Raw genomic sequence first — 19,532 nt, 5'->3', positions numbered from 1 at the left:
GAGCACTGCCGGTGACCGCTCAGTTGCTGGACGGCAAGGCGACCGCCGCCGCGGTCCGCCGCGAACTCGCCGAGCGCGTGGCCAAGTTGACCGCCACGGGCGCCCGTCCGCCGGGGCTCGGCACAGTCCTGGTCGGCGACGACCCCGGCAGCCGCGCCTACGTCGGCGGCAAGCACCGGGACTGCGCGCAGATCGGCGTCGCCTCCATCCGCCGTGAACTGCCCGCCGACGCCACGCAGGCGCAGGTCGAGGCCGTCATCGACGAGCTCAACGCCGACCCGGCCTGCACCGGCTACATCGTCCAACTCCCGCTCCCGCGCCACCTGGACGCAGGCGCCGTCCTGGAACGCATGGACCCGGCCAAGGACGCCGACGGCCTGCACCCCGTCAGCCTCGGCCGGCTCACCCTCGGCGTCGAAGCCCCGCTGCCCTGCACCCCGCGCGGCATCGTCGAACTGCTCCGCCGGTACGACGTGCCGATCACCGGAGCACGGGTGTGTGTGATCGGCCGGGGCATCACGGTCGGACGGCCCCTCGGCCTGCTCCTCACCCGCAGGTCCGAGAACGCCACCGTGACCCTGTGCCACACCGGCACCAAGGGTCTGGCCTGGCACGTACGCGAGGCGGACATCGTCATCGCCGCCGCCGGCTCGCCCGAGCTGATCACCAAGGACATGCTGCGCCCCGGTGCCGCGGTCCTGGACGTCGGCATCACCCGTACCGACCACGGGCTGGTCGGCGACGTACACCCGGACGCGGCCTCGGTCGCCGGGTGGCTCGCGCCGATGCCCGGGGGCGTAGGACCCATGACGCGGGCCATGCTGCTCGCCAACGTCGTCGAGGCCGCCGAGAGGAACGCGAACGCCGTATGAACGTGACGGCCCCCAAGCACCAGCTGTATCAGTACCTTTGAGAAGACGGAGACGTCCGATGAGCCCCCGTACCCCAGGCGCCGACCTCCCGGACCACCCGGATTTCCTCTGGCGCACGCCCGAGCCGAAGCGTTCGTACGACGTGGTGATCGTGGGCGGCGGCGGCCACGGCCTCGCCACCGCCCACTACCTGGCGAAGAACCACGGCATCACCAATGTCGCCGTGCTGGAGAAGGGCTGGCTGGCGGGCGGCAACATGGCCCGCAACACCACCATCATCCGCTCCAACTACCTGTGGGACGAGAGCGCCGGCATCTACGAGCACGCGCTCAAGCTGTGGGAGGGACTCGGAGAGGAGCTCGACTACCCGATCCTCTTCTCCCAGCGTGGTGTGCTGAACCTCGCCCACAGCCTCCAGGACGTCCGCGACAGCGTGCGCCGCGTCGAGGCGAACCGCCTCAACGGCGTGGACGCGGAGTGGCTCGACGCGGACGGCGTCAAGGAAGTCTGCCCGATCGTCAACATCTCGCCGGACGTGCGCTATCCGGTCCTGGGCGCCACCTACCAGCCGCGCGCCGGCATCGCCAAGCACGACTACGTGGCGTGGGGCCTGGCCCGCTCGGCGGACGCCGCCGGCATCGACATCATCCAGAACTGCGAGGTCACCGGCCTGGACGTGGTCGGCAACCGCGTGGTCGGAGTCCAGACGAACCTCGGCCCCATCGCGGCGGGCAAGGTGGCACTCTGCTCGGCGGGCCACACCTCGGTCCTGGCCGCCATGGCCGGCATCGAACTCCCCGTCCAGAGCCATCCGTTGCAGGCGCTCGTGTCGGAGCTGCTGGAGCCGGTGCACCCGACGGTCGTCATGTCCAACGCGGTCCACGTGTACGTCAGCCAGGCGCACAAGGGCGAGCTGGTGATGGGCGCGGGCATCGACTCGTACAACTCCTACACCCAGCGCGGTGCCTTCCACATCATCGAAGAACAGATGTCCGCGGCCCTGGAGCTCTTCCCGGTCTTCGCCCGCGCCCATGTGCTGCGCACCTGGGGCGGCATCGTGGACGTCAGCCCCGACGCCTCGCCGATCATCGGGCTCAGCCCCGTCGACAATCTCTACCTCAACTGCGGCTGGGGCACGGGTGGCTTCAAGGCCACACCGGGCGTGGGCTGGGTCTACGCCCACACCATCGCCCACGACACCCCGCACGCCCTCAACGCCCCCTTCTCGCTCGACCGTTTCACCACCGGCGCGCTCGTCGACGAGCACGGCGCTGCCGCGGTGGCCCACTAGGGAGCCCAACCATGCTGCTCATCCCCTGCCCGTGGTGCGGGCCCCGCGACGAGGCCGAGTTCCACTACGGCGGCCAGGCCCACGTGCCGTACCCCGACGACCCGTCGGCCCTCACCGACCAGGAGTGGGCCCGCTACCTGTTCTTCCGCGACAACCCGAAGGGCCCCTTCGCCGAGCGCTGGAGCCACGCGGCGGGCTGCCGCAAGTGGTTCAACGCGGTACGGGACACGGCGACGAACGAGATCCTGGCGGTGTACCGGGCGGGTGAGGAACGCCCGGCAGCGCTTGAGCCGCGCCCGGTGCACTCAGCCTGTCCGGGGGTACCCCCTCTGGGGGAGTTCGAGGACGAGGCCCCTTCAGGGCCGACGGGGGCGCAGGAGGCGAAGCCCCTTCAGGACGGGACGAGTAGGGGCGGAGGGGGCGCCGCATCCATCAGCGGCTCCGCCGCAGGCCAGCCGTTCCGCCACCCCACCCGCGGCCGGATCCACCGCGGCACCCCCCTCACCTTCACCTTCGACGGCACCGAGTACCGGGGCCACCGAGGCGACACCCTCGCCTCCGCCCTCCTCGCCAACGGAGTCATCGCGGCCGGCACCAGCATCAAGCTCGGCCGCCCCCGAGGCATCTTCTCGGCCGGTGTGGAGGAGCCCAACGCGGTCGTCCAGATCGAGGCGCCCTTCCCCGAGCCGATGCTCCCCGCGACCACCGTCGAGCTCTACGACGGCCTGGTCGCGAGCAGCCTCTCCGGCCAGGGACGCCTCGCCACCGAACCGGACCCCGCCCGCTACGACGCCGTACACGCCCACTGCGACCTGCTGGTCGTCGGCGCGGGACCGGCCGGCCTCGCCGCGGCTGCCGCCGCCGCCCGCAGCGGAGCCCGTGTCATCCTCGCCGACGACCAACCGGAGCTGGGCGGCAGCCTCCTGGGCACGGCCGAACACCTCGACTGGGTGGCGGACGTCACCGGGCAGCTCGACAACGCCCCCGAGGTGCGCGTCCTGCGCCGTACCACCGTCTTCGGCTACTACGACGACAACCACCTCCTCGCCGTCGAACGCCGTACCAACCACCTCGGTGCCGACGCCCCCGAGCACGTCTCCCGCGAGCGCGTCTGGCGCATCCGCGCGCGTCGCGTCGTCCTGGCCACCGGCGCCCACGAGCGCTCGCTGGCGTTCGCGGACAACGACCGCCCCGGCGTGATGCTCGCCGCCTCGGCCCGCACCTACGTCAACCGCCACGGTGTGCTGCCCGGCCGCCACGCGGTCGTCCTCACCACCAACGACAGTGCCTACGCGGCAGCGCTGGACCTCACCGCGGCGGGCGTGGACATCGTGGCGATCGTCGACACCCGCCCCGAACCGGGGGAGTGGGCGGAGCGCGCTCGGCAGGCGGGCATCGAGGTGGTGGCCGGGCACGCCGTCACCGGCACGGAGGGCGACGCGCGGCTCACCGCGGTGACCGTCGCCCCGTACGGAGAGTCCGTGGGACAGCGGGAGTTCACGGCCGACCTGCTGCTGGTCTCCGGCGGCTGGAACCCGGTGGCTCACCTGTTCAGCCAGTCGGGCGGCAAGCTGCGGTACGACGAGGCACTGGGCTCCTTCGTGCCGGACACCTGCCGGCAGGCGGTCGAGGTCGTGGGCAGCGCGAGCGGTGTCCTGGATCCGGCCGAGGTCCTGGCCCAGGGCGCCGCCGCCGGTGCCCGCGCGATCGAGGCCGAGGGCTACACCCCGCAGGCGCCCCGCCTGCCGGCGGTGGCCGCACGGCCGCGGCAGACGCCGGCGATGCACGTGTACGTCGTCCCCGGTGCTTCGGAGGCGCCCCGCTTCGTCGACCTCCAACGCGACGTCACCGTCGACGACCTGGCCCGGGCGGCCGGGGCCGGTCTGCGCTCGGTCGAGCACACCAAGCGCTACACGACGGCCGGCACCGCCAACGACCAGGGGAAGACCTCCGGGGTCCTGGCCAGCGGCGTCGTCGCCGAACTGCTCGGCGTGGACATCTCCGCGCTCGGCACGACCACGTTCCGGCCGCCGTACACGCCGGTCTCCTTCGCGGCGCTCGCCGGCCGCGACCGCGGCGCCCTGAGCGACCCGGTCCGCACGACCGCCATCCACGAGTGGCATGTCGAGCACGGCGCCCTCTTCGAGAACGTCGGCCAGTGGAAGCGCCCCTGGTACTACCCGCGGGACGGCGAGGACATGGAGGCCGCGGTCCTGCGCGAGTGCGCCGCCGCCCGCGACAGTGTCGCCTTCATGGACGCCTCCACCCTCGGCAAGATCGACGTCCAGGGCCCCGACGCCGGTGTCTTCCTCGACCGGCTCTACACCAACATGATGAGCACCCTGAAGGTCGGCATGATCCGCTACGGCGTGATGTGCCGCCCGGACGGCATGGTCTTCGACGACGGCACCGTCATCCGCCTCGCCCAGGACCGCTTCCTGGTCACCACCACGACCGGCAACGCCGCCGCCGTACTGGACTGGATGGAGGAATGGCTGCAGACCGAGTGGCCCGAACTGAGGGTCCACTGCACGTCCGTGACCGAACAGTGGGCCACCGTCGCCCTCGTCGGCCCCCGCTCCCGCGAGGTCCTGGGCTCGCTGGCACCTCAACTGGCCGTGGCCAACGACGACTTCCCGTTCATGGCATGGCGGGAGACGACGGTGGCGGGCATCGAGGCCAGGGTGTGCCGGATCAGCTTCTCCGGCGAACTCGCCTACGAGATCAACGTGTCACCCTGGGCAGCACTCACCCTGTGGCAGGCGCTGCATGAGGCCGGTTCCCCGTACGGCATCACCCCGTACGGCACCGAGACCATGCACGTCCTGCGCGCCGAGAAGGGCTACCCCATCATCGGCCAGGACACCGACGGCACCGTCACGCCGCAGGACCTCGGCGTGAACTGGGTGGTGTCGAAGAAGAAGCCCGACTTCATCGGCAAGCGCTCCTACGCCCGTGCCGACAGCGTCCGCCCCGACCGCAAGCACTTGGTCGGCCTTCTCCCCGAGGACCCGGGCACCTTCCTTCCCGAGGGCACCCACCTGGTCGCCGACAGCGAGCTGCCCGCGCCGCCCGTCCCGATGCTCGGCCACGTCACCTCCAGCTACCGCAGTGCCGCCCTCGGCCGGACCTTCGCGCTCGCCCTGATCAAGGGCGGCCGGGACCGCATCGGCGAGCGGCTGTACGCCCCCGTCGGCGACCGGCTGGTCCCGGTGACCGTCGCAAACCCCGTCCTCTACGACCCCGAGGGAGCCCGTCGCGATGGCTGACACCGCCCTGACCGCCCCGCCCCGCAGCCCCTTGTCCCAGGTCGCGGACCGCCTGGCCGCCGTGACCCGCACGTCAGGGGGCGCGATCCGGCTGGCCGAACTGCCCTTCCTGGCCCAGATCAACGTGCGCCTCGACGCCAAGGGAGCGGCGGCGGACGCCGTCGGGCTCGCGCTGGGCCTGCAACTGCCCCTCGAACCCAACACCGTCGTACGCGCCGGGGAATTGACCGTGCTGTGGCTCGGCCCGGACGAATGGCTGCTGGTCGGCACGCCCGACAGCGAACGGGACCTGGAGAGCCGGATCCGGGAGGCAGCGGGAGACGAGCCCGTCTCCGTCGCGGACGTCTCCGCCCAGCGCACCACGCTCCTCGTGACGGGTCCCCGCGCCCACGACCTGCTGGCGCACGGCTGCGCGCTGGATCTGCATCCGAGGGCCTTCGGCTCCGGCCGCTGCGCCCAGACGACACTGGGCCGCACGCAGGTGGTCCTGGTCCCCCGGGACGAACCCAGGGCCGGGTTCTGGGTACTGGTCCGTTCGTCCTTCGCCGGCTATCTGGCGGACTGGTTGCTGGACGCGGCGACGGAGTACGTCTGAGCGACCTCGGCGGGGTTGCTCCCCGTCGCCCTTGTGGGAGCCCCTCGACGGGGCTCCCACAAGGTTTGCGTGACGCGCCCACGAGGACGGGACGGCCCAGGGCGACGATGTCCCCGAGGCGGCCCAGCAGCTCCCAGTTGTGCCCGGACTCCTTGGCGAAGCCCAGCCCGGGGTCGATGATCGGGCGACCGGGCCGGATGCCCGCCTCCGACGCGGCCTCGATCCGCGGGCGCAGTTCGTCGACCACGTCGACATAGACGGCGTTCGGCTGCATGCCGGCGGCGTGTCCGCGCCAGTGCATCGCCATGTACGACATGTCCGCCCGGGCCATGAGCGGCAGCATCGCGGGATCGGCAAGGCCCCCTGAGACGTCGTTGACCAGCCGTGCGCCGGCGTCGAGCGCGCGGGTGGCGACCTCGGCCCGCATGGTGTCGACGCTGACGGTCCCGCCCGCCGCGGTGAGTGGTCGTTCCTGGGCCGGCTGCTGACGGACCCGGTGACGGGACAAACCCCGCCCGGCGCGGCTGCGGGACGCCGCGACCACCGCCGTATCCGTTCTCGCCGCCGCACAGGGCGCCTGGTGCCTGCGGGTGCACGATGTCGCCTCGACGCTCGACGCGGTGCGGGTGACAGCCCGCTGGGGCGCCGAGGCGGCGGCGTCGGTACCGTCCCTCGGATCGTTCGAGGCTCAGCCCGGACAGCCCATCCGGCGGCTGATCTCCGCCGCGCCCTTGAGCAGCACGGGCGCGAGCTCGTGGATGCGTTCCTCGGTGAAGCGGTACGCGGGGCCGGAGGCGCTCAAGGCGGCGACGACCTCGCCGTCGCGGGCCCGGATCGGGGCGGCGACGGCGTGCAGTCCGATCTCGAGCTCCTCCAGAGTCACCGCGTACCCCCGCTCCCGCGCCTCGGCGAGGTTCTTCTCCAGCTTCGTCCTCACGGTCAGCATGTGCGGCGTCAGCTTCCGCCTTCCGGACGCCGTGAGCACGTCGGCGCGCTCCTGCGCCGGCAGGTGGGCCAGCAGGACCTTGCCGCTCGACGTGGCGTGCACCGGGGTGAGTTGCCCGACCCAGTTGTGCGTGCCGATCGCGCCCGGGCCGCGTACCTGGTGGAGGTTGACCGCGCAGTGCTCCTGCAGGACCGCGATGTTGACGGTCTCGCCGATCTCTTCGGCGAGCCGCTCGCACACCTGCCGGCCCTGCTGTGTGATGTCGAGGCGGCCCGTGAGCGTGCCGGCCAGCCGCACGATCCCGAAGCCGAGCCGGTACTTGCCCCGCTCGGCCGTCTGCTCGACCAGTCCGCGCGCTTCCGGCGCCCCGAGCAGGCGGAACGCGGTCGACTTGTGGACGTCGATCTCGGCGGCGGCCTCGCTGACACCGGCCTCGCCACGCTGGGCGAGGAACTCCAGGACGCTGACGGCACGGTCGACGGACTGAACTCCGTTCACCGCGGGACCTGTTGTTTCGCGTGGTCGCACGGCCCGTCCCGTCAGCGGAAGACCACGGTGCAGCTCCCGTTGGTCAGTACACGGCTCTCGCTGTGCCACTCCACGGCACGGGAGAGCACATGGGCCTCGACGTCACGGCCGATGGTGACCAGCTCGTCGGGGGCGCGCGAGTGGTCCACGCGGACGACGTCCTGCTCGATGATCGGGCCCTCGTCGAGGTCGGGCGTGACGTAGTGCGCCGTGGCCCCGACGAGCTTGACGCCTCGCTGGTGAGCCTGGACGTACGGCCGGGCTCCCTTGAAGCTCGGCAGGAAGGAGTGGTGGATGTTGATGGCCCGTCCGTCGAGCTGCTTGCACAGGTCGTCGGAGAGGATCTGCATGTAGCGGGCGAGGACCACGAGGTCGATGTCCAGTTCGTCGACGAGGCTCAGCAGTCGCGCCTCGGCCTCCGCCTTGGTCTCCTTCGTCACCGGGATGTGGTGGAAGGGGACACCGTAGGTCTGCGCCAGCGGCTCGAAGTCACGGTGATTGGAGACGATCGCCGGGATCTCGATGTTGAGCGCGCCCGTGGATTTGCGGAAGAGCAGGTCGTTCAGGCAGTGGCCGAACTTCGACACCATGATCAGGGTTCGCGTCGGGGTCGAGGCGTCGTGCAGCCGCCAGCTGATCCCGTACGTCTGGCCGACCGGACCGAACCCGGTGCGCAGGTCCTCCAGTGAGACGTCGGGATCCGAGACGTCGAAGTGCACCCGCATGAAGAAGCGGTCCTGCAGCCGGTCGTTGAACTGCTGGCTCTCCAGGATGTTTCCGGAGTGGCTCACGAGAAAGGTGGTCACGGCGTGGACGAGGCCGGCCTGGTCGGGGCACGAAAGGGTGAGGACGAACTCGCGGCCGGGCTGTGGTCGAGGGGACATGGCATCCTCCGTCGTGTCATGGTGATGCGTATCGTGCAACGTAGTGGGCGATGCGCAACATGCTCCAATGGGGGTGACCGGCTGGTCAAGGGATGGTGTGCAACTGTCACGACCGCGAGTGATCGTCCCGGTCGACGGGCGGACGTACACGCGGAGTCCACCCGCGCATCTCGGACCCGGCGGAGGTGGCCGAGGCGGTCCGAGATCTTCTCGGCCGCTGCCTGCATCACGGCGGAAGCCCCTACGAGGTAGAGGAAGCGTTCGCCGAGATGCACCACGGCGAGGCACCGACCGCGGCAAGCTCATCTGGGGCGAACGGCCCCTGGACGCCTCCGAAGCAGGGCTCGATGAAGCCATGGGCGACGTCCTGCTGGACCAGTGGGGCGAGTCGACGCTCCGACCGTCGGAGCTCCGGCCCCCTTCAGACACTTCCGTTGCGAGCTACGCAACACTGTGCGCATTCGGGAACTACTGTGCGGCTCCTCCCTCTTGACAGCACCCGGGTGCCACGGAAAACATGTTGCGCATAGCGATGGACGTTGTGTTATGCGAGACAACTCTCCCGTCTGGAGCCGACATGAGGAGCATCACCGTCGTCGGAGCGCGTGAGGGCACCCCCGTCGCCGTGCTCTCCCTGAACCAGCCGAAGTTCCTCAACCGGCTCCGCCGCACCCTCGTCCCCGCCGCCGCGGTCGTCGTCTCATGATCTCCCCGCCCCGGCTCCCCCTGCCGTCCCGACGGGAGACCGCCCTGAGCATTCCGCGGCACCTGCGTTGCACCTGGGACCACGAGTGGCTGGTCGTGGACAAGGGCAACGCCACCGTCGGCATCACCGCGTTCGCGGCGAAGACCGTGCGCGACGTCGTCCACCTGCGGCTGCCCGAAGTCGGCACGTGGGTCGAGGCGGGGGAGAGCTGTGGCGAGATCAGGTCGCTGACCTCCGTGAGCGGCCCGTACGCCCCCGCCTCCGGAGCGGTTCTGGAAGTCGACACCGCGCCGGCCGACGACCCCGGCGTCGTCAACGCCGCTCCCCGCACCGTCGGCCGGCCGTTCCGACTGCGCGTCGAGAACATCGCCGGCGCCCTGTCCGCCGATGCCTGTGCCGCCCACCGCGCTCACACCCAAGGAGACCGTCGATGACCCTCTTCAACCAGCCCCTGCGCGAGCTGGACCCGGCCGTCGCCGCCGCGGTCGACGCCGAGCTGCACCGTCAGCAGTCCACCCTGGAGATGATCGCCTCGGAGAACTTCGCTCCGGTCGCGGTCATGGAGGCCCAGGGCTCGGTCCTGACCAACAAGTACGCCGAGGGCTACCCGGGCCGCCGCTACTACGGCGGCTGCGAGCACGTCGACGTGGCCGAGCAGATCGCGATCGACCGGGTCAAGGAGCTGTTCGGCGCCGAATACGCCAACGTCCAGCCGCACTCGGGCGCCTCCGCAAACCAGGCCGCGCTCTTCGCGCTGGCCCAGCCCGGCGACACCATCCTCGGCCTGGACCTGGCCCACGGCGGCCACCTCACCCACGGCATGAAGATCAACTTCTCGGGCAAGCAGTTCCACGTGGTCGCCTACCACGTGGACACCGAGACCGGGCGGGTCGACATGGACGAGCTGGAGCAGCTGGCCAAGGAGCACCGGCCGAAGGTGATCATCGCGGGCTGGTCGGCGTACCCGCGTCAGCTGGACTTCGCTGAGTTCCGCCGGATCGCCGACGAGGTCGGGGCGTACCTGTGGGTCGACATGGCGCACTTCGCGGGCCTGGTCGCGGCAGGGCTCCACCCGAACCCGGTGGAGTACGCGGACGTCGTCACGTCCACGACGCACAAGACGCTCGGCGGCCCGCGCGGCGGCATCATCCTGGCGAAGCAGGCGTTCGCGAAGAAGCTGAACTCCTCGGTCTTCCCGGGCTTCCAGGGCGGTCCCCTGGAGCACGTGATCGCGGCGAAGGCGGTGTCCTTCAAGGTGGCGGCCTCGGAGGAGTTCAGGGAGCGGCAGCGCCGTACGGTCGAGGGCGCGCGGATCCTCGCCGAGCGTCTGACGGCCGCCGACGCCCGTGAGGCCGGGGTCGACGTGCTGTCCGGCGGCACGGACGTGCACCTGATCCTGGTCGACCTGCGCGCCTCCGAGCTGGACGGGCAGCAGGCCGAGGACCGCCTCCACGAGGTCGGCATCACGGTCAACCGCAACGCCGTCCCCAACGACCCCCGCCCGCCGATGGTCACCTCCGGCCTGCGTATCGGCACCCCCGCCCTCGCCACCCGCGGCTTCACCGCCCAGGACTTCACCGAGGTCGCCGACGTCATCGCCGAGGCGCTCAAGCCGTCGTACGACGCGGAGGCCCTCAGGACCCGGGTCAAGGCCCTGGCGGACAAGCACCCGCTCTATCCCGGCCTGTAACCGACAACCTTCCGCAGGGGGGCGTGCCCGTGACCTTTCGGCACGTCCCTCCAACCCCCGGAGCATGGCGTGGCAATCAGCGTCTTCGACCTGTTCTCGATCGGCATCGGCCCGTCCAGCTCGCACACCGTCGGCCCCATGCGCGCCGCTGCGATGTTCGGCGCCCTGCTGAAGAAGGACGGCCTGCTCGCCCAGACCACCGCCGTACGGGCGGAGCTGTTCGGCTCCCTCGGCGCCACCGGCCACGGCCATGGCACCCCCAAGGCCGTGCTGCTGGGTCTGGAGGGCAACGAGCCGCACACGGTCGACGTCGCCCAGGCCGACCTGGACGTCGAGCGAATCCACAGCACCGGGCGCATCCGCCTGCTCGGTGCCGAAATCGGCCCGGCCCACGAGATCGACTTCGATGTCTCGAACCAGCTGGTCCTGCACCGGCGGCGCTCGCTGCCGTACCACGCGAACGGCATGATCCTCTTCGCGTACGACGCCGACGGTGTGCCGCTGCTCGAGAAGACGTACTACTCGCTCGGCGGCGGCTTCGTGGTCGACGAGGACGCCGTCGGGGCGGACCGGATCAAGCTCGACGACACCGTGCTCGCCCACCCGTTCCGCACGGGCGACGAGCTGCTGCGACTCTCCCGGGAGACCGGCCTGTCGATCTCCGCGTTGATGCTGGAGAACGAGAAGTCGTGGCGCACCGAGGAGGAGATCCGCGCGGGTCTGCTGGAGATCTGGCGGGTCATGGAGGCCTGCGTCTCCCGGGGCCTGGGCCGCGAGGGCATCCTTCCCGGCGGCCTGAAGGTCCGCCGCCGGGCCGCCGCGGTGGCGCGGGCACTGCGCAGCGAGGGCGATCCGGCGGGCCGCGCTATGGAGTGGGTGACTCTCTTCGCGATGGCGGTGAACGAGGAGAATGCCGCGGGCGGCCGGGTCGTGACCGCTCCGACGAACGGCGCGGCGGGCATCATCCCCGCCGTGCTCAAGTACTACCTCGACTTCGTGCCGGGCGCCGACGAGGAGAGCATCGTCCGCTTCCTGCTCGCGGCGGGCGCCATCGGCATGCTCTTCAAGGAGAACGCCTCCATCTCGGGCGCCGAGGTCGGCTGCCAGGGCGAGGTCGGCGCCGCCTGCTCGATGGCCGCCGGCGGCCTCGCCGAGGTGCTGGGCGGCAGCCCGGAGCAGGTGGAGAACGCCGCCGAGATCGGTATGGAGCACAACCTGGGTCTGACCTGCGACCCGGTCGGCGGCCTGGTCCAGATCCCGTGCATCGAACGCAACGGCATGGCCGCGGTGAAGGCCGTGACCGCCGCCCGGATGGCCCTGCGGGGCGACGGCCGCCACCACGTCTCCCTCGACAAGGTCATCAAAACCATGAAGGAGACAGGCGCCGACATGAAGGTCAAGTACAAGGAGACCGCCCGTGGCGGCCTCGCCGTCAACGTCATCGAGTGCTGAGGCGGCGGACGGAGAGGGAAAGGGGCCGCAGCCATGCTCATCGACACGTTCGGTCGCGTCGCCACCGGCGTGCGGGTCCCGCTCACCGACCGGTGCAACCGTCCCGATGCCCGGCCTCGCCTCTGTCACGCGCCCCTTCTGCGGCACCTGCGACCGCACCCGGCTCACCGCGGACGGCCAAGTGCGCACCTGCCTCTTCGCCCGGGAGGAGCCCAACCTGCGCGGGACGCCGCGCTCCGGGCGCTGAGCGGAACGACGTCCACGGACAGAACTGGGAGTGAGGCCATGGGACGGGTCACCGAGCGACGGCGCGTTTCGCGCATCCGGGACGGTGCGGTGGGCACGCGCCCGGACACGCTGCTCGCCACGCGAGGCGTCGGCATCGTATGCGTACGCCCACTCCTCGCTCCGCCGCACCAGGAAAGAACGCCAGTCGAAGTTCTCGTACGCCATGACGGCCGTCCCTCCAGCCGTCGCTGACAACACTGGTATGCCGCAAGGCGGTTGGGCTTCCCGGGCCGTCCTTCGGCGGTTCCGGCCATCCGCGGTGTCCGCCGGCATCCGGGCAGCGGCACGCACTCCGATCCGGGGGTGGCGGAACGAGCATCGACGGGCAGTCCCGGTCTGTTCCTTCATGACACGAAGTGGCCTGGAACGGAGCGTCGGCCCGTCGGCCCACCACGCCAACCGAACCTGGTGAGCCTTCCCGGCCCCAGCCCTATATTGGCCTGGGGTGACTGACGTCGGTGCAGTGCGGGGGGATTGAGCGCTCTTGCGATCAGGTGGAACACGTCGAGCGGCCGTCGCCGCCTTGCTCTGTGCCGTTGCCGTGCTGTTCCTTGGCGCGTGCGGGACACAGGTGGCCGGTCAGGGGGACGGGAGGTCACCGTCGTCGGCGGCGACCGAGCCGATCCCCTGGACCACGATGGAGCCCTCCGAGGTCACCGGAGCCCGTCTCGGCGACGACCGCCGCACGCTGCTCCTCGACGCGCCGGTGCCCAGTGGCCCTCACGCGTGCGTGCGCAAGCTCAAGGCGGTGCTCACCGACCCGATGGCGGACCTCGTGCGGGTGCAGATCACCTTCACCTCGCCGTCCGGGGACAGGGCTTCCGGGTGCACCAAGGAGAGCACGGCCACGGCGAAGGTCAGGCTGCCCATGCCGTTGGGCGACCGGGACGTGATCGTCGACAACTACACGCGCTTCACTGCCGATGGTGCCAAGCCGCCCGGGCTGCGGTTGTGCGGGAAGCTGGGCTGCACACCGCCGGCCACCGGCTGCACCGCCGCCTCCTACGACCAGGCGTTGATGGCGGTCGACGCGCCCGAACACACCTACCGGGACTCGGAGAAGTGCGACGGGAAGTGGCTGGTGCTGGACTTCTCCTGGCGCACGGGACCGGCCTGCGGCGACTCGGCGGACCCCGCCTGCTCGTCCCGGCTGGGCGACCGCTGGTTCTTCCGGGCGAAGAACACGGGCTGGGCGCCGATCGTCCGGACCTCGGCCGGAGGCTGCCGGGACGTGCAGCGCGCGGAGCCCGCCTTCCCGGCCTCGCTGTGCGCGTCGCTGGCTCCGCTGTCCACCTCGCTGCACCCGAGTTTCCCTCCGCCCTCCGCCTCCCCGACCCGAAGGACCCGGCGCTGAGGCCCCGAACCCACCGCTACAGCCGAGACCGCAGTCGACCGCCTCGGAGACGAACTCCTGGACAGAGGCAAGCCCGGGACGCGAACGCCGTCGTACGGCGGACCCGTCGCTCCTCAGTACCTGGGTCAACTCCCCCTCGGGAACATCACGGCGGCGGATCTGCGCGCATCGGGCTCCGTCAGGGCGAGGTGCCAGGGCTGAGCCCGGAGGACATCGACCACGCGCGAGGCGTCCTCCACGTCCGCCACCAAATCCAGGCAATCCGTGGAAGGTTGCACTTCGCCCTGCCGAAGGGGGAGAGGACCCGTACCGTCGACATGCCCTCCTCGGTGGCCGAGGAGCTGAAGCGCCACGTCGAAGCGTTCCCACCGGTGGAGGTGGAGCTTCCGCGGGGGAAGCCGGAGGGGCAGGGGCGGAAGTCCTCCCTGCTGCTCGCCACACGCCTCGGCAACGCCGTCGCGGTGAACACGTGGAACACCTACACCTGGAAGCCCGCGCCGGCCGAGGCCGACATCATCCCGCCGCGCGCCGAAGGAGCGAATCCCTGGCAGGGGGCGGCGGCCCCGAAGGACGGCTTCCACGTGCTGCGGCAGACCTATGCCTCGATCATGCTGGAGGCCGGAGAGCCCGTCGTGACCTCGGCGCGGTGGTTCGGGCACTCCTCGCCCGCGATCACCCTCGGTTACTATGCTCACTTCATGCCGGAGGCCGGAAGCAAGGGGCGCACCGCCATCGACGGACTGCTTGGGGAGCGGGGAGATCGGCAAGCCGGTCGAAACTCCCCAGATTCTCCCCAGGCTCGTTGACGGGCGATTCCCGTTGCTACGCCCCTCCCAAGTTGGCCGTGGATCGCAAGGTTGAATAGATGGGTGGCCTGGGGAAATGCTGAAAGAGGTCACCGTGACCCGCTACATCACGCCGCTGCGTGAGGGCGGTTCGCTGCCGGGGCTCGTCGAGGCCGACGATCTCGGGACGTACGTCATGAAGTTCACCGGCGCGGGGCAGGGGCGCAAGACGCTCGTCGCGGAGGTCGTCTGCGGTGAACTCGCCCGTCGGCTCGGCCTGCGCGTGCCCGGCCTGGTGACACTCGGCCTCGACCCGGTCCTGGGGCTCGGGGAGCCGGACCAGGAAGTGCAGGAGCTGCTCAAGTCGAGCGGCGGACCGAATCTCGGGATGGACTTCCTCCCCGGCGCGATCGGCTTCGACTCCCTCGCCTTCGAGGTGAGCCCCGAGGAGGCCGGGCGGATCGTCTGGTTCGACGCGCTGGTCAACAACGTCGACCGTTCCTGGCGCAACCCCAATCTGCTGATGTGGCACGGCGACCTGTGGCTCATCGACCACGGCGCCACCATGATCTGGCATCACCACTGGCCGGGCGCGGCGACCTCCGCGGCCAAGCCCTACGACGCCTCCGACCACGCGCTCGCGCCCTTCGGCCCGGACATCGCCTCCGCCGCGGCCCAGCTGGCGCCGCTGGTGACCGAGGACCTGCTGGCCGAGGTGACCTCGGAGATCCCCGACGCGTGGCTGGCCGACGAACCCGGCTTCGACTCGCCGGACGCACTGCGGCGTGCCTACGCGCAGCCGCTGCTGGCACGCGCCGGCGTGATCGAGGGGCGCATCAAGGGCTTCGAGGGGGACAAGTGAGCGAGCGGGACGTCTTCGAGTACGCGCTGCTGCGCGTGGTGCCGCGGGTGGAGCGCGGCGAGTGCTTCAACGCGGGCGTACTGGTGTACTGCCGCGCCAAGTCCTTCGTCGGAGTGCGCACCCATCTGGACGAGACCAAGCTGCTCGCCCTGGACCCGGAGGCCGACGTGACCGGCGTACGGGCCGCGCTACGAGCAGTCGAGGGGGTCTGCGCGGGCGGGAAAGCGGCAGGTCAGGCCGCTGGTGACGATGCCGGGCGGCGTTTTCGCTGGCTGATCGCGCCCCGTTCGACGGTCGTGCAGCCGGGGCCCGTGCACACCGGACTCACCGCCGATCCGGAGGCGGAGACGGAGCGGTTGCTCCAGTTGCTGGTCAGGTAATGGATCACACCCACGTGGTGTGCCGTTGACACCGGGTGCCAGGGCTTCTAGCGTCACGTCTACCGAAGGTACTAAGCGGTCGCTCACCGGACGGGCGTACCGTGTGAGCCGCAAGACATTCCACCGCAGGACATTCCACCGCAGGGCATTTCAAGCCGCAGGGCTTTTCAAGGGCGAGGAGAACCAGCAATGTCCACCACTGAGCAGCGCGTCGCCGTAGTCACCGGTGCCGCGCGCGGCATCGGCGCCGCGACCGCCGTACGACTGGCCGCCGAAGGCCGCGCCGTCGCGGTGATCGACCTCGACGAGGCCGCGTGCAAGGACACCGTCGAGAAGATCACCGCCGCCGGTGGCAAAGCCCTCGCGGTCGGCTGCGACGTCTCCGACGAGGCCCAGGTCGAGGCCGCGGTCGCGCGGATCGCCGAGGAACTCGGTGCGCCGACCGTCCTGGTGAACAACGCGGGCGTGCTCCGCGACAACCTGCTGTTCAAGATGGCCGCGTCCGACTGGGACACGGTCATGAACGTGCACCTGCGCGGCGCCTTCCTGATGGCCAAGGCCTGCCAGAAGTACATGGTGGACGCCAAGTTCGGCCGGATCGTCAACCTGTCGTCGTCCTCGGCGCTCGGCAACCGCGGCCAGGCCAACTACTCCGCCGCCAAGGCCGGTCTCCAGGGCCTCACCAAGACCCTCGCCATCGAGCTCGGCAAGTTCGGCGTCACCGCCAACGCCGTCGCGCCCGGCTTCATCGCCACCGACATGACGGCGGCCACCGCCGAGCGCGTCGGCATGGGCTTCGAGGACTTCCAGGCCGCGGCCGCCACCCAGATCCCCGTGCAGCGCGTCGGCAACCCCGACGACATCGCCAACGCGATCGCCTTCTTCACCGGCGAGGCCGCCGGATTCGTCTCCGGCCAGGTCCTGTACGTGGCCGGCGGACCGCTCAACTGACGCCGGAGGGCACGACATGACCACACTCCCCGAACTCTCCGGCAAGGTCGCGCTCATCACGGGCGCGAGCCGCGGCATCGGCTACGGCATCGCGGAGGCCCTCGTCGCGCGCGGTGACCGCGTGTGCATCACGGGCCGCAACGAGGACGCCCTGAAGGAGGCCGTCGAGGCACTCGGTGCCGACCGCGTCATCGGCGTCGCCGGCAAGGCGCACGACCTGGCCCACCAGGCCACGGTCGTCGAGCGCACCATGGAGGCCTTCGGCCGCGTCGACTACCTGGTCAACAACGCCGGTACGAACCCCGTGTTCGGCCCGATGGCCGACCTGGACCTGGACGTGGCACGCAAGGTCTTCGAGACCAACGTCATCTCGGCGCTCGGCTTCGCCCAGCTGACCTGGAAGGCCTGGCAGAGCGAGAACGGCGGCGCGATCGTCAACATCGCGTCCGTCGCCGGCATCTCCCCGTCGCCCTTCATCGGCGCGTACGGCATGAGCAAGGCTGCCATGATCAACCTGACCGTGCAGCTGGCGCACGAGTTCGCGCCCAAGGTGCGGGTCAACGCGATCGCGCCCGCCGTCGTCAAGACCAAGTTCGCGCAGGCCCTGTACGAAGGCCGGGAGGCGGAGGCCGCCGCGTCCTACCCGCTCGGCCGGCTCGGTGTGCCCTCCGACATCGGAGGCGCCGCCGCCTTCCTCACCTCGTCGCAGTCGGACTGGATCACCGGTCAGACGCTCGTCGTCGACGGAGGCATCTTCCTGAACGCAGGAGTGGGCTGACCGGAGTCCCGAGACGGGACGAACGGAGCATCGACGCGGGCGCTGATGGACGAAATCGGCGCTCGCGTCGACGTATGAAGACGGACAGCCAAATGACAACGTAGTCACGAACGCGCTGATCAAGTGCCCTGCCGGGAACACGGATCCACCGCTGTGGCGCTGCGGTATGGTCTGCCGACCCTTGGTACGGCAGATCGAGGAGCGTGCGCGTGTTCAACCGGAACCCATGTCTGCGGCATCTGGCGGCGGTCACGTCCATCACCCTGGTGGCCGGGTGCGGCGTCCTGTCCTCGGCGTCGTCCGGCGACAAGGGACCGATCGTCGTGGGCACCACCAGCGCCCCGAGCACGCTGGATCCGGCCGCCTCCTGGGACGGCTCCTGGGAACTGTTCCGCAACATCTACCAGACGCTGCTGAGCTACCCCTCCGGGGCCACCACACCCGAGCCCGACGCAGCCCAGAGCTGTGCGTTCGCGGACGCCTCGAACCTCGTGTACCGCTGCGAGCTGCGCGCCGACATGAAGTTCTCCGACGGCGACCCCTTGGACGCCCGGGCCGTCAAGTACTCGATCGACCGGATCAAGAAGATCAACCTGCCCGGCGGCCCCGCCGGCCTCCTCGGCAGCCTCGACCGGATCCAGGTACTGAACGCGCGCGAACTCGTCTTCCACCTGAACAAACCGGACGCGACCTTCCCGTTCGTCCTCGCCACCCCGGCCATGTCGATCGTCGACCCCGACGACTACCCCGCGCACTCCCTGCGCAAGGACGGCAAGGTCTTCGGGTCCGGGCCGTACAGTCTGCGCTCCTACGAGGACGGCAAGCAGGCCGAACTCGTCAGGAACGACCACTACAAGGGCTTCGCCGAGCTCAAGAACGACGCGGTCACGATCCGCTACTTCCAGGACTCGGGGCAGATGGTCGACGCCCTCAAGCACAAGAAGATCGACGTCACGTTCCGTGGTCTGGCCTCCAAGGACATCGTCTCGCTCCGGGGCAAGGGGGCTGACAGCGGCCTGCAGCTCGTCGAGGGCGCGGGCATGGAGATCAGCTACCTCGTGTTCAACCCGAAGGATCCGTGGGCCAAGAAGCTCGCGGTGCGCAAGGCGGTCGCCCAGGTCGTCGACCGTGCGGCGATCGCGCACAAGGTCTACAAGGACACGGTCGACCCGCTGTACTCCATGGTCCCCGCGGGCCTGACCGGTCACACCACGGGCTTTTTCGACGACTACGGGGACCCCAGTTCGTCCAAGGCCCGGCAGATCCTCTCGCAGGCGGGCATCACCGAGCGCGTCCCCCTCACCCTCTGGTACACCACGGACCGCTACGGCTCCGAGACCGCCCCTGAGTTCCAGGAGATCAAGAGGCAGCTCGAGGACTCCGGTCTGTTCCGCGTGTCGCTCAACGGGCGCCCCTGGAAGACGTACGAGGAGGGCTACCGCAAGGGCGAGTACCCGGTGTTCGGGCGCGGCTGGTTCCCCGACTTCCCGGACGCCGAGAACTTCATCGCGCCCTTCGTGGGCCGGCAGAACGCGCTCGGCACGCCCTATCCGGCGCCCCGGATCACCGACACCCTGCTGCCCGCCTCGCGCCGCGAGAGCGACCGTGGAGCGGTGGTCAAGGAGTTCGAGGCGGCCCAGCAGATCCTCGTCGACGACGCACGGCTGCTGCCGCTGTGGCAGGGCAAGCAGTTCGTGGCGGCGAGTGAGGAGATCTCGGGCGGGGAGCAGGCTTTGGACCCCTCGACGATCATGATGATGTGGGAGCTGCACCGCAAGACCAGCTGGTAGGTCACGGGCAGGACCCGGCGGGTGGCGTGGTCCTACGGGGTGCGGGGCCGATTGTCAGTGGTCGCCTGTAGGTTCTGAGACCTGGAAGTGACCGCACATCGGAGGAACTTG

17 protein-coding genes and 2 pseudogenes are annotated in these 19,532 nt (G+C 70.4%); 16 read left to right on the top strand and 3 right to left on the bottom strand.

The genetic code is table 11. The features are described 5' to 3' along the window. Nucleotides 1-11 precede the first annotated feature (11 nt). From FNV62_RS11700 to FNV62_RS11685, 4 genes are read left to right on the top strand one after another with little or no spacing between them, the layout of a single operon-like run. A complete protein-coding gene (locus tag FNV62_RS11700) occupies nt 12-872 on the top strand; it encodes a bifunctional methylenetetrahydrofolate dehydrogenase/methenyltetrahydrofolate cyclohydrolase (protein WP_143601002.1) in 861 nt (286 codons plus the stop codon). A gap of 58 nt (nt 873-930) precedes the next feature. Beyond that, nucleotides 931-2,163: a sarcosine oxidase subunit beta family protein gene (locus FNV62_RS11695; protein ID WP_054229091.1), complete on the top strand. Its 1,233-nt coding sequence runs from the start codon at nt 931-933 to the stop codon at nt 2,161-2,163. A gap of 11 nt (nt 2,164-2,174) precedes the next feature. Then, a complete protein-coding gene (locus FNV62_RS11690; RefSeq protein WP_144315192.1) occupies nt 2,175-5,432 on the top strand; it encodes a sarcosine oxidase subunit alpha family protein in 3,258 nt (1,085 codons plus the stop codon). After that, nucleotides 5,425-6,027 (top strand): sarcosine oxidase subunit gamma, encoded by a 603-nt coding sequence (locus FNV62_RS11685; protein ID WP_144315191.1) that lies wholly within the window; start codon nt 5,425-5,427, stop codon nt 6,025-6,027. The genes FNV62_RS11690 and FNV62_RS11685 overlap by 8 nt, the downstream gene beginning before the upstream one ends. Before the next feature lie 61 nt (nt 6,028-6,088). Here the strand turns inward: FNV62_RS11685 and FNV62_RS11680 are convergent. The 3 genes and pseudogenes from FNV62_RS11680 to purU all read right to left on the bottom strand — a co-directional run. Beyond that, nucleotides 6,089-6,571, bottom strand: a pseudogene (locus FNV62_RS11680) (dihydropteroate synthase); the annotation flags it as partial. Nucleotides 6,572-6,715: 144 nt separating this feature from the next. Further along, nucleotides 6,716-7,471, bottom strand: coding sequence for an IclR family transcriptional regulator (locus FNV62_RS11675; RefSeq protein WP_144315190.1), 756 nt, complete (start codon nt 7,469-7,471; stop codon nt 6,716-6,718). Nucleotides 7,472-7,512: 41 nt separating this feature from the next. Continuing rightward, nucleotides 7,513-8,385, bottom strand: coding sequence for a formyltetrahydrofolate deformylase (gene purU, locus FNV62_RS11670; protein WP_054229088.1), 873 nt, complete (start codon nt 8,383-8,385; stop codon nt 7,513-7,515). A 577-nt stretch (nt 8,386-8,962) separates the two neighbouring features. Here purU and FNV62_RS57055 point away from each other — a divergent pair. The 12 genes and pseudogenes from FNV62_RS57055 (at nt 8,963) to FNV62_RS11615 (ending at nt 19,421) form a co-directional block, all read left to right on the top strand. Continuing rightward, on the top strand, nt 8,963-9,091 hold the full coding sequence (locus FNV62_RS57055) for a hypothetical protein (RefSeq protein ID WP_263985302.1): 129 nt from the start codon (nt 8,963-8,965) through the stop codon (nt 9,089-9,091). Further along, entirely contained in the window at nt 9,088-9,525 is a 438-nt protein-coding gene (locus FNV62_RS11665) for a glycine cleavage system protein H (protein ID WP_144315189.1), read from the top strand. Before FNV62_RS57055 ends, FNV62_RS11665 begins: the two co-directional genes overlap by 4 nt. After that, the gene (gene glyA, locus FNV62_RS11660) at nt 9,522-10,781 is read left to right on the top strand and encodes a serine hydroxymethyltransferase (protein ID WP_143612821.1); all 1,260 of its coding nucleotides are present in this window, start codon (nt 9,522-9,524) and stop codon (nt 10,779-10,781) included. Before FNV62_RS11665 ends, glyA begins: the two co-directional genes overlap by 4 nt. Before the next feature lie 69 nt (nt 10,782-10,850). Then, nucleotides 10,851-12,233 (top strand): L-serine ammonia-lyase, encoded by a 1,383-nt coding sequence (locus tag FNV62_RS11655; protein WP_144315188.1) that lies wholly within the window; start codon nt 10,851-10,853, stop codon nt 12,231-12,233. Nucleotides 12,234-12,348: 115 nt separating this feature from the next. Next, nucleotides 12,349-12,474 (top strand): annotated as a pseudogene (locus tag FNV62_RS11650) (GTP 3',8-cyclase MoaA); the annotation flags it as partial. A 684-nt stretch (nt 12,475-13,158) separates the two neighbouring features. Next, on the top strand, nt 13,159-13,875 hold the full coding sequence (locus tag FNV62_RS11645; RefSeq protein ID WP_225900239.1) for a hypothetical protein: 717 nt from the start codon (nt 13,159-13,161) through the stop codon (nt 13,873-13,875). After that, nucleotides 13,788-14,681, top strand: coding sequence for a tyrosine-type recombinase/integrase (locus FNV62_RS11640; RefSeq protein WP_225900238.1), 894 nt, complete (start codon nt 13,788-13,790; stop codon nt 14,679-14,681). Before FNV62_RS11645 ends, FNV62_RS11640 begins: the two co-directional genes overlap by 88 nt. 76 nt (nt 14,682-14,757) lie before the next feature. Continuing rightward, entirely contained in the window at nt 14,758-15,522 is a 765-nt protein-coding gene (locus FNV62_RS11635) for a HipA family kinase (RefSeq protein ID WP_054229084.1), read from the top strand. Beyond that, nucleotides 15,519-15,902 (top strand): DUF3037 domain-containing protein, encoded by a 384-nt coding sequence (locus tag FNV62_RS11630; RefSeq protein WP_060900867.1) that lies wholly within the window; start codon nt 15,519-15,521, stop codon nt 15,900-15,902. Before FNV62_RS11635 ends, FNV62_RS11630 begins: the two co-directional genes overlap by 4 nt. Before the next feature lie 189 nt (nt 15,903-16,091). Further along, nucleotides 16,092-16,853: a 3-oxoacyl-ACP reductase FabG gene (fabG, locus tag FNV62_RS11625; RefSeq protein ID WP_054229082.1), complete on the top strand. Its 762-nt coding sequence runs from the start codon at nt 16,092-16,094 to the stop codon at nt 16,851-16,853. 16 nt (nt 16,854-16,869) lie between these two features. After that, on the top strand, nt 16,870-17,631 hold the full coding sequence (locus FNV62_RS11620) for an SDR family oxidoreductase (protein WP_060900866.1): 762 nt from the start codon (nt 16,870-16,872) through the stop codon (nt 17,629-17,631). A 209-nt stretch (nt 17,632-17,840) separates the two neighbouring features. Beyond that, the gene (locus tag FNV62_RS11615; RefSeq protein WP_097283815.1) at nt 17,841-19,421 is read left to right on the top strand and encodes an ABC transporter substrate-binding protein; all 1,581 of its coding nucleotides are present in this window, start codon (nt 17,841-17,843) and stop codon (nt 19,419-19,421) included. Nucleotides 19,422-19,532: the final 111 nt, after the last annotated feature.

Origin of the sequence: Streptomyces sp. RLB3-17, from assembly GCF_007113425.2 — a bacterium.
Taxonomy (GTDB): Bacteria; Actinomycetota; Actinomycetes; order Streptomycetales; family Streptomycetaceae; genus Streptomyces; species Streptomyces mirabilis_D.
Note: the sequence above shows the minus strand (reverse complement) of the source record. Positions and strands in the feature narration are given on the sequence as shown.

Coding starts and splice junctions, on each gene's coding strand:
- FNV62_RS11695 (WP_054229091.1), top strand. CDS start 931: ATGAGCCCCCGTACCCCAGGCGCCGACCTCCCGGACCACCCGGATTTC.
- FNV62_RS11690 (WP_144315192.1), top strand. CDS start 2,175: ATGCTGCTCATCCCCTGCCCGTGGTGCGGGCCCCGCGACGAGGCCGAG.
- FNV62_RS11685 (WP_144315191.1), top strand. CDS start 5,425: ATGGCTGACACCGCCCTGACCGCCCCGCCCCGCAGCCCCTTGTCCCAG.
- purU (WP_054229088.1), bottom strand. CDS start 8,385: ATGTCCCCTCGACCACAGCCCGGCCGCGAGTTCGTCCTCACCCTTTCG.
- FNV62_RS57055 (WP_263985302.1), top strand. CDS start 8,963: ATGAGGAGCATCACCGTCGTCGGAGCGCGTGAGGGCACCCCCGTCGCC.
- FNV62_RS11665 (WP_144315189.1), top strand. CDS start 9,088: ATGATCTCCCCGCCCCGGCTCCCCCTGCCGTCCCGACGGGAGACCGCC.
- glyA (WP_143612821.1), top strand. CDS start 9,522: ATGACCCTCTTCAACCAGCCCCTGCGCGAGCTGGACCCGGCCGTCGCC.
- FNV62_RS11645 (WP_225900239.1), top strand. CDS start 13,159: ATGGAGCCCTCCGAGGTCACCGGAGCCCGTCTCGGCGACGACCGCCGC.
- FNV62_RS11635 (WP_054229084.1), top strand. CDS start 14,758: ATGCTGAAAGAGGTCACCGTGACCCGCTACATCACGCCGCTGCGTGAG.
- fabG (WP_054229082.1), top strand. CDS start 16,092: ATGTCCACCACTGAGCAGCGCGTCGCCGTAGTCACCGGTGCCGCGCGC.
- FNV62_RS11620 (WP_060900866.1), top strand. CDS start 16,870: ATGACCACACTCCCCGAACTCTCCGGCAAGGTCGCGCTCATCACGGGC.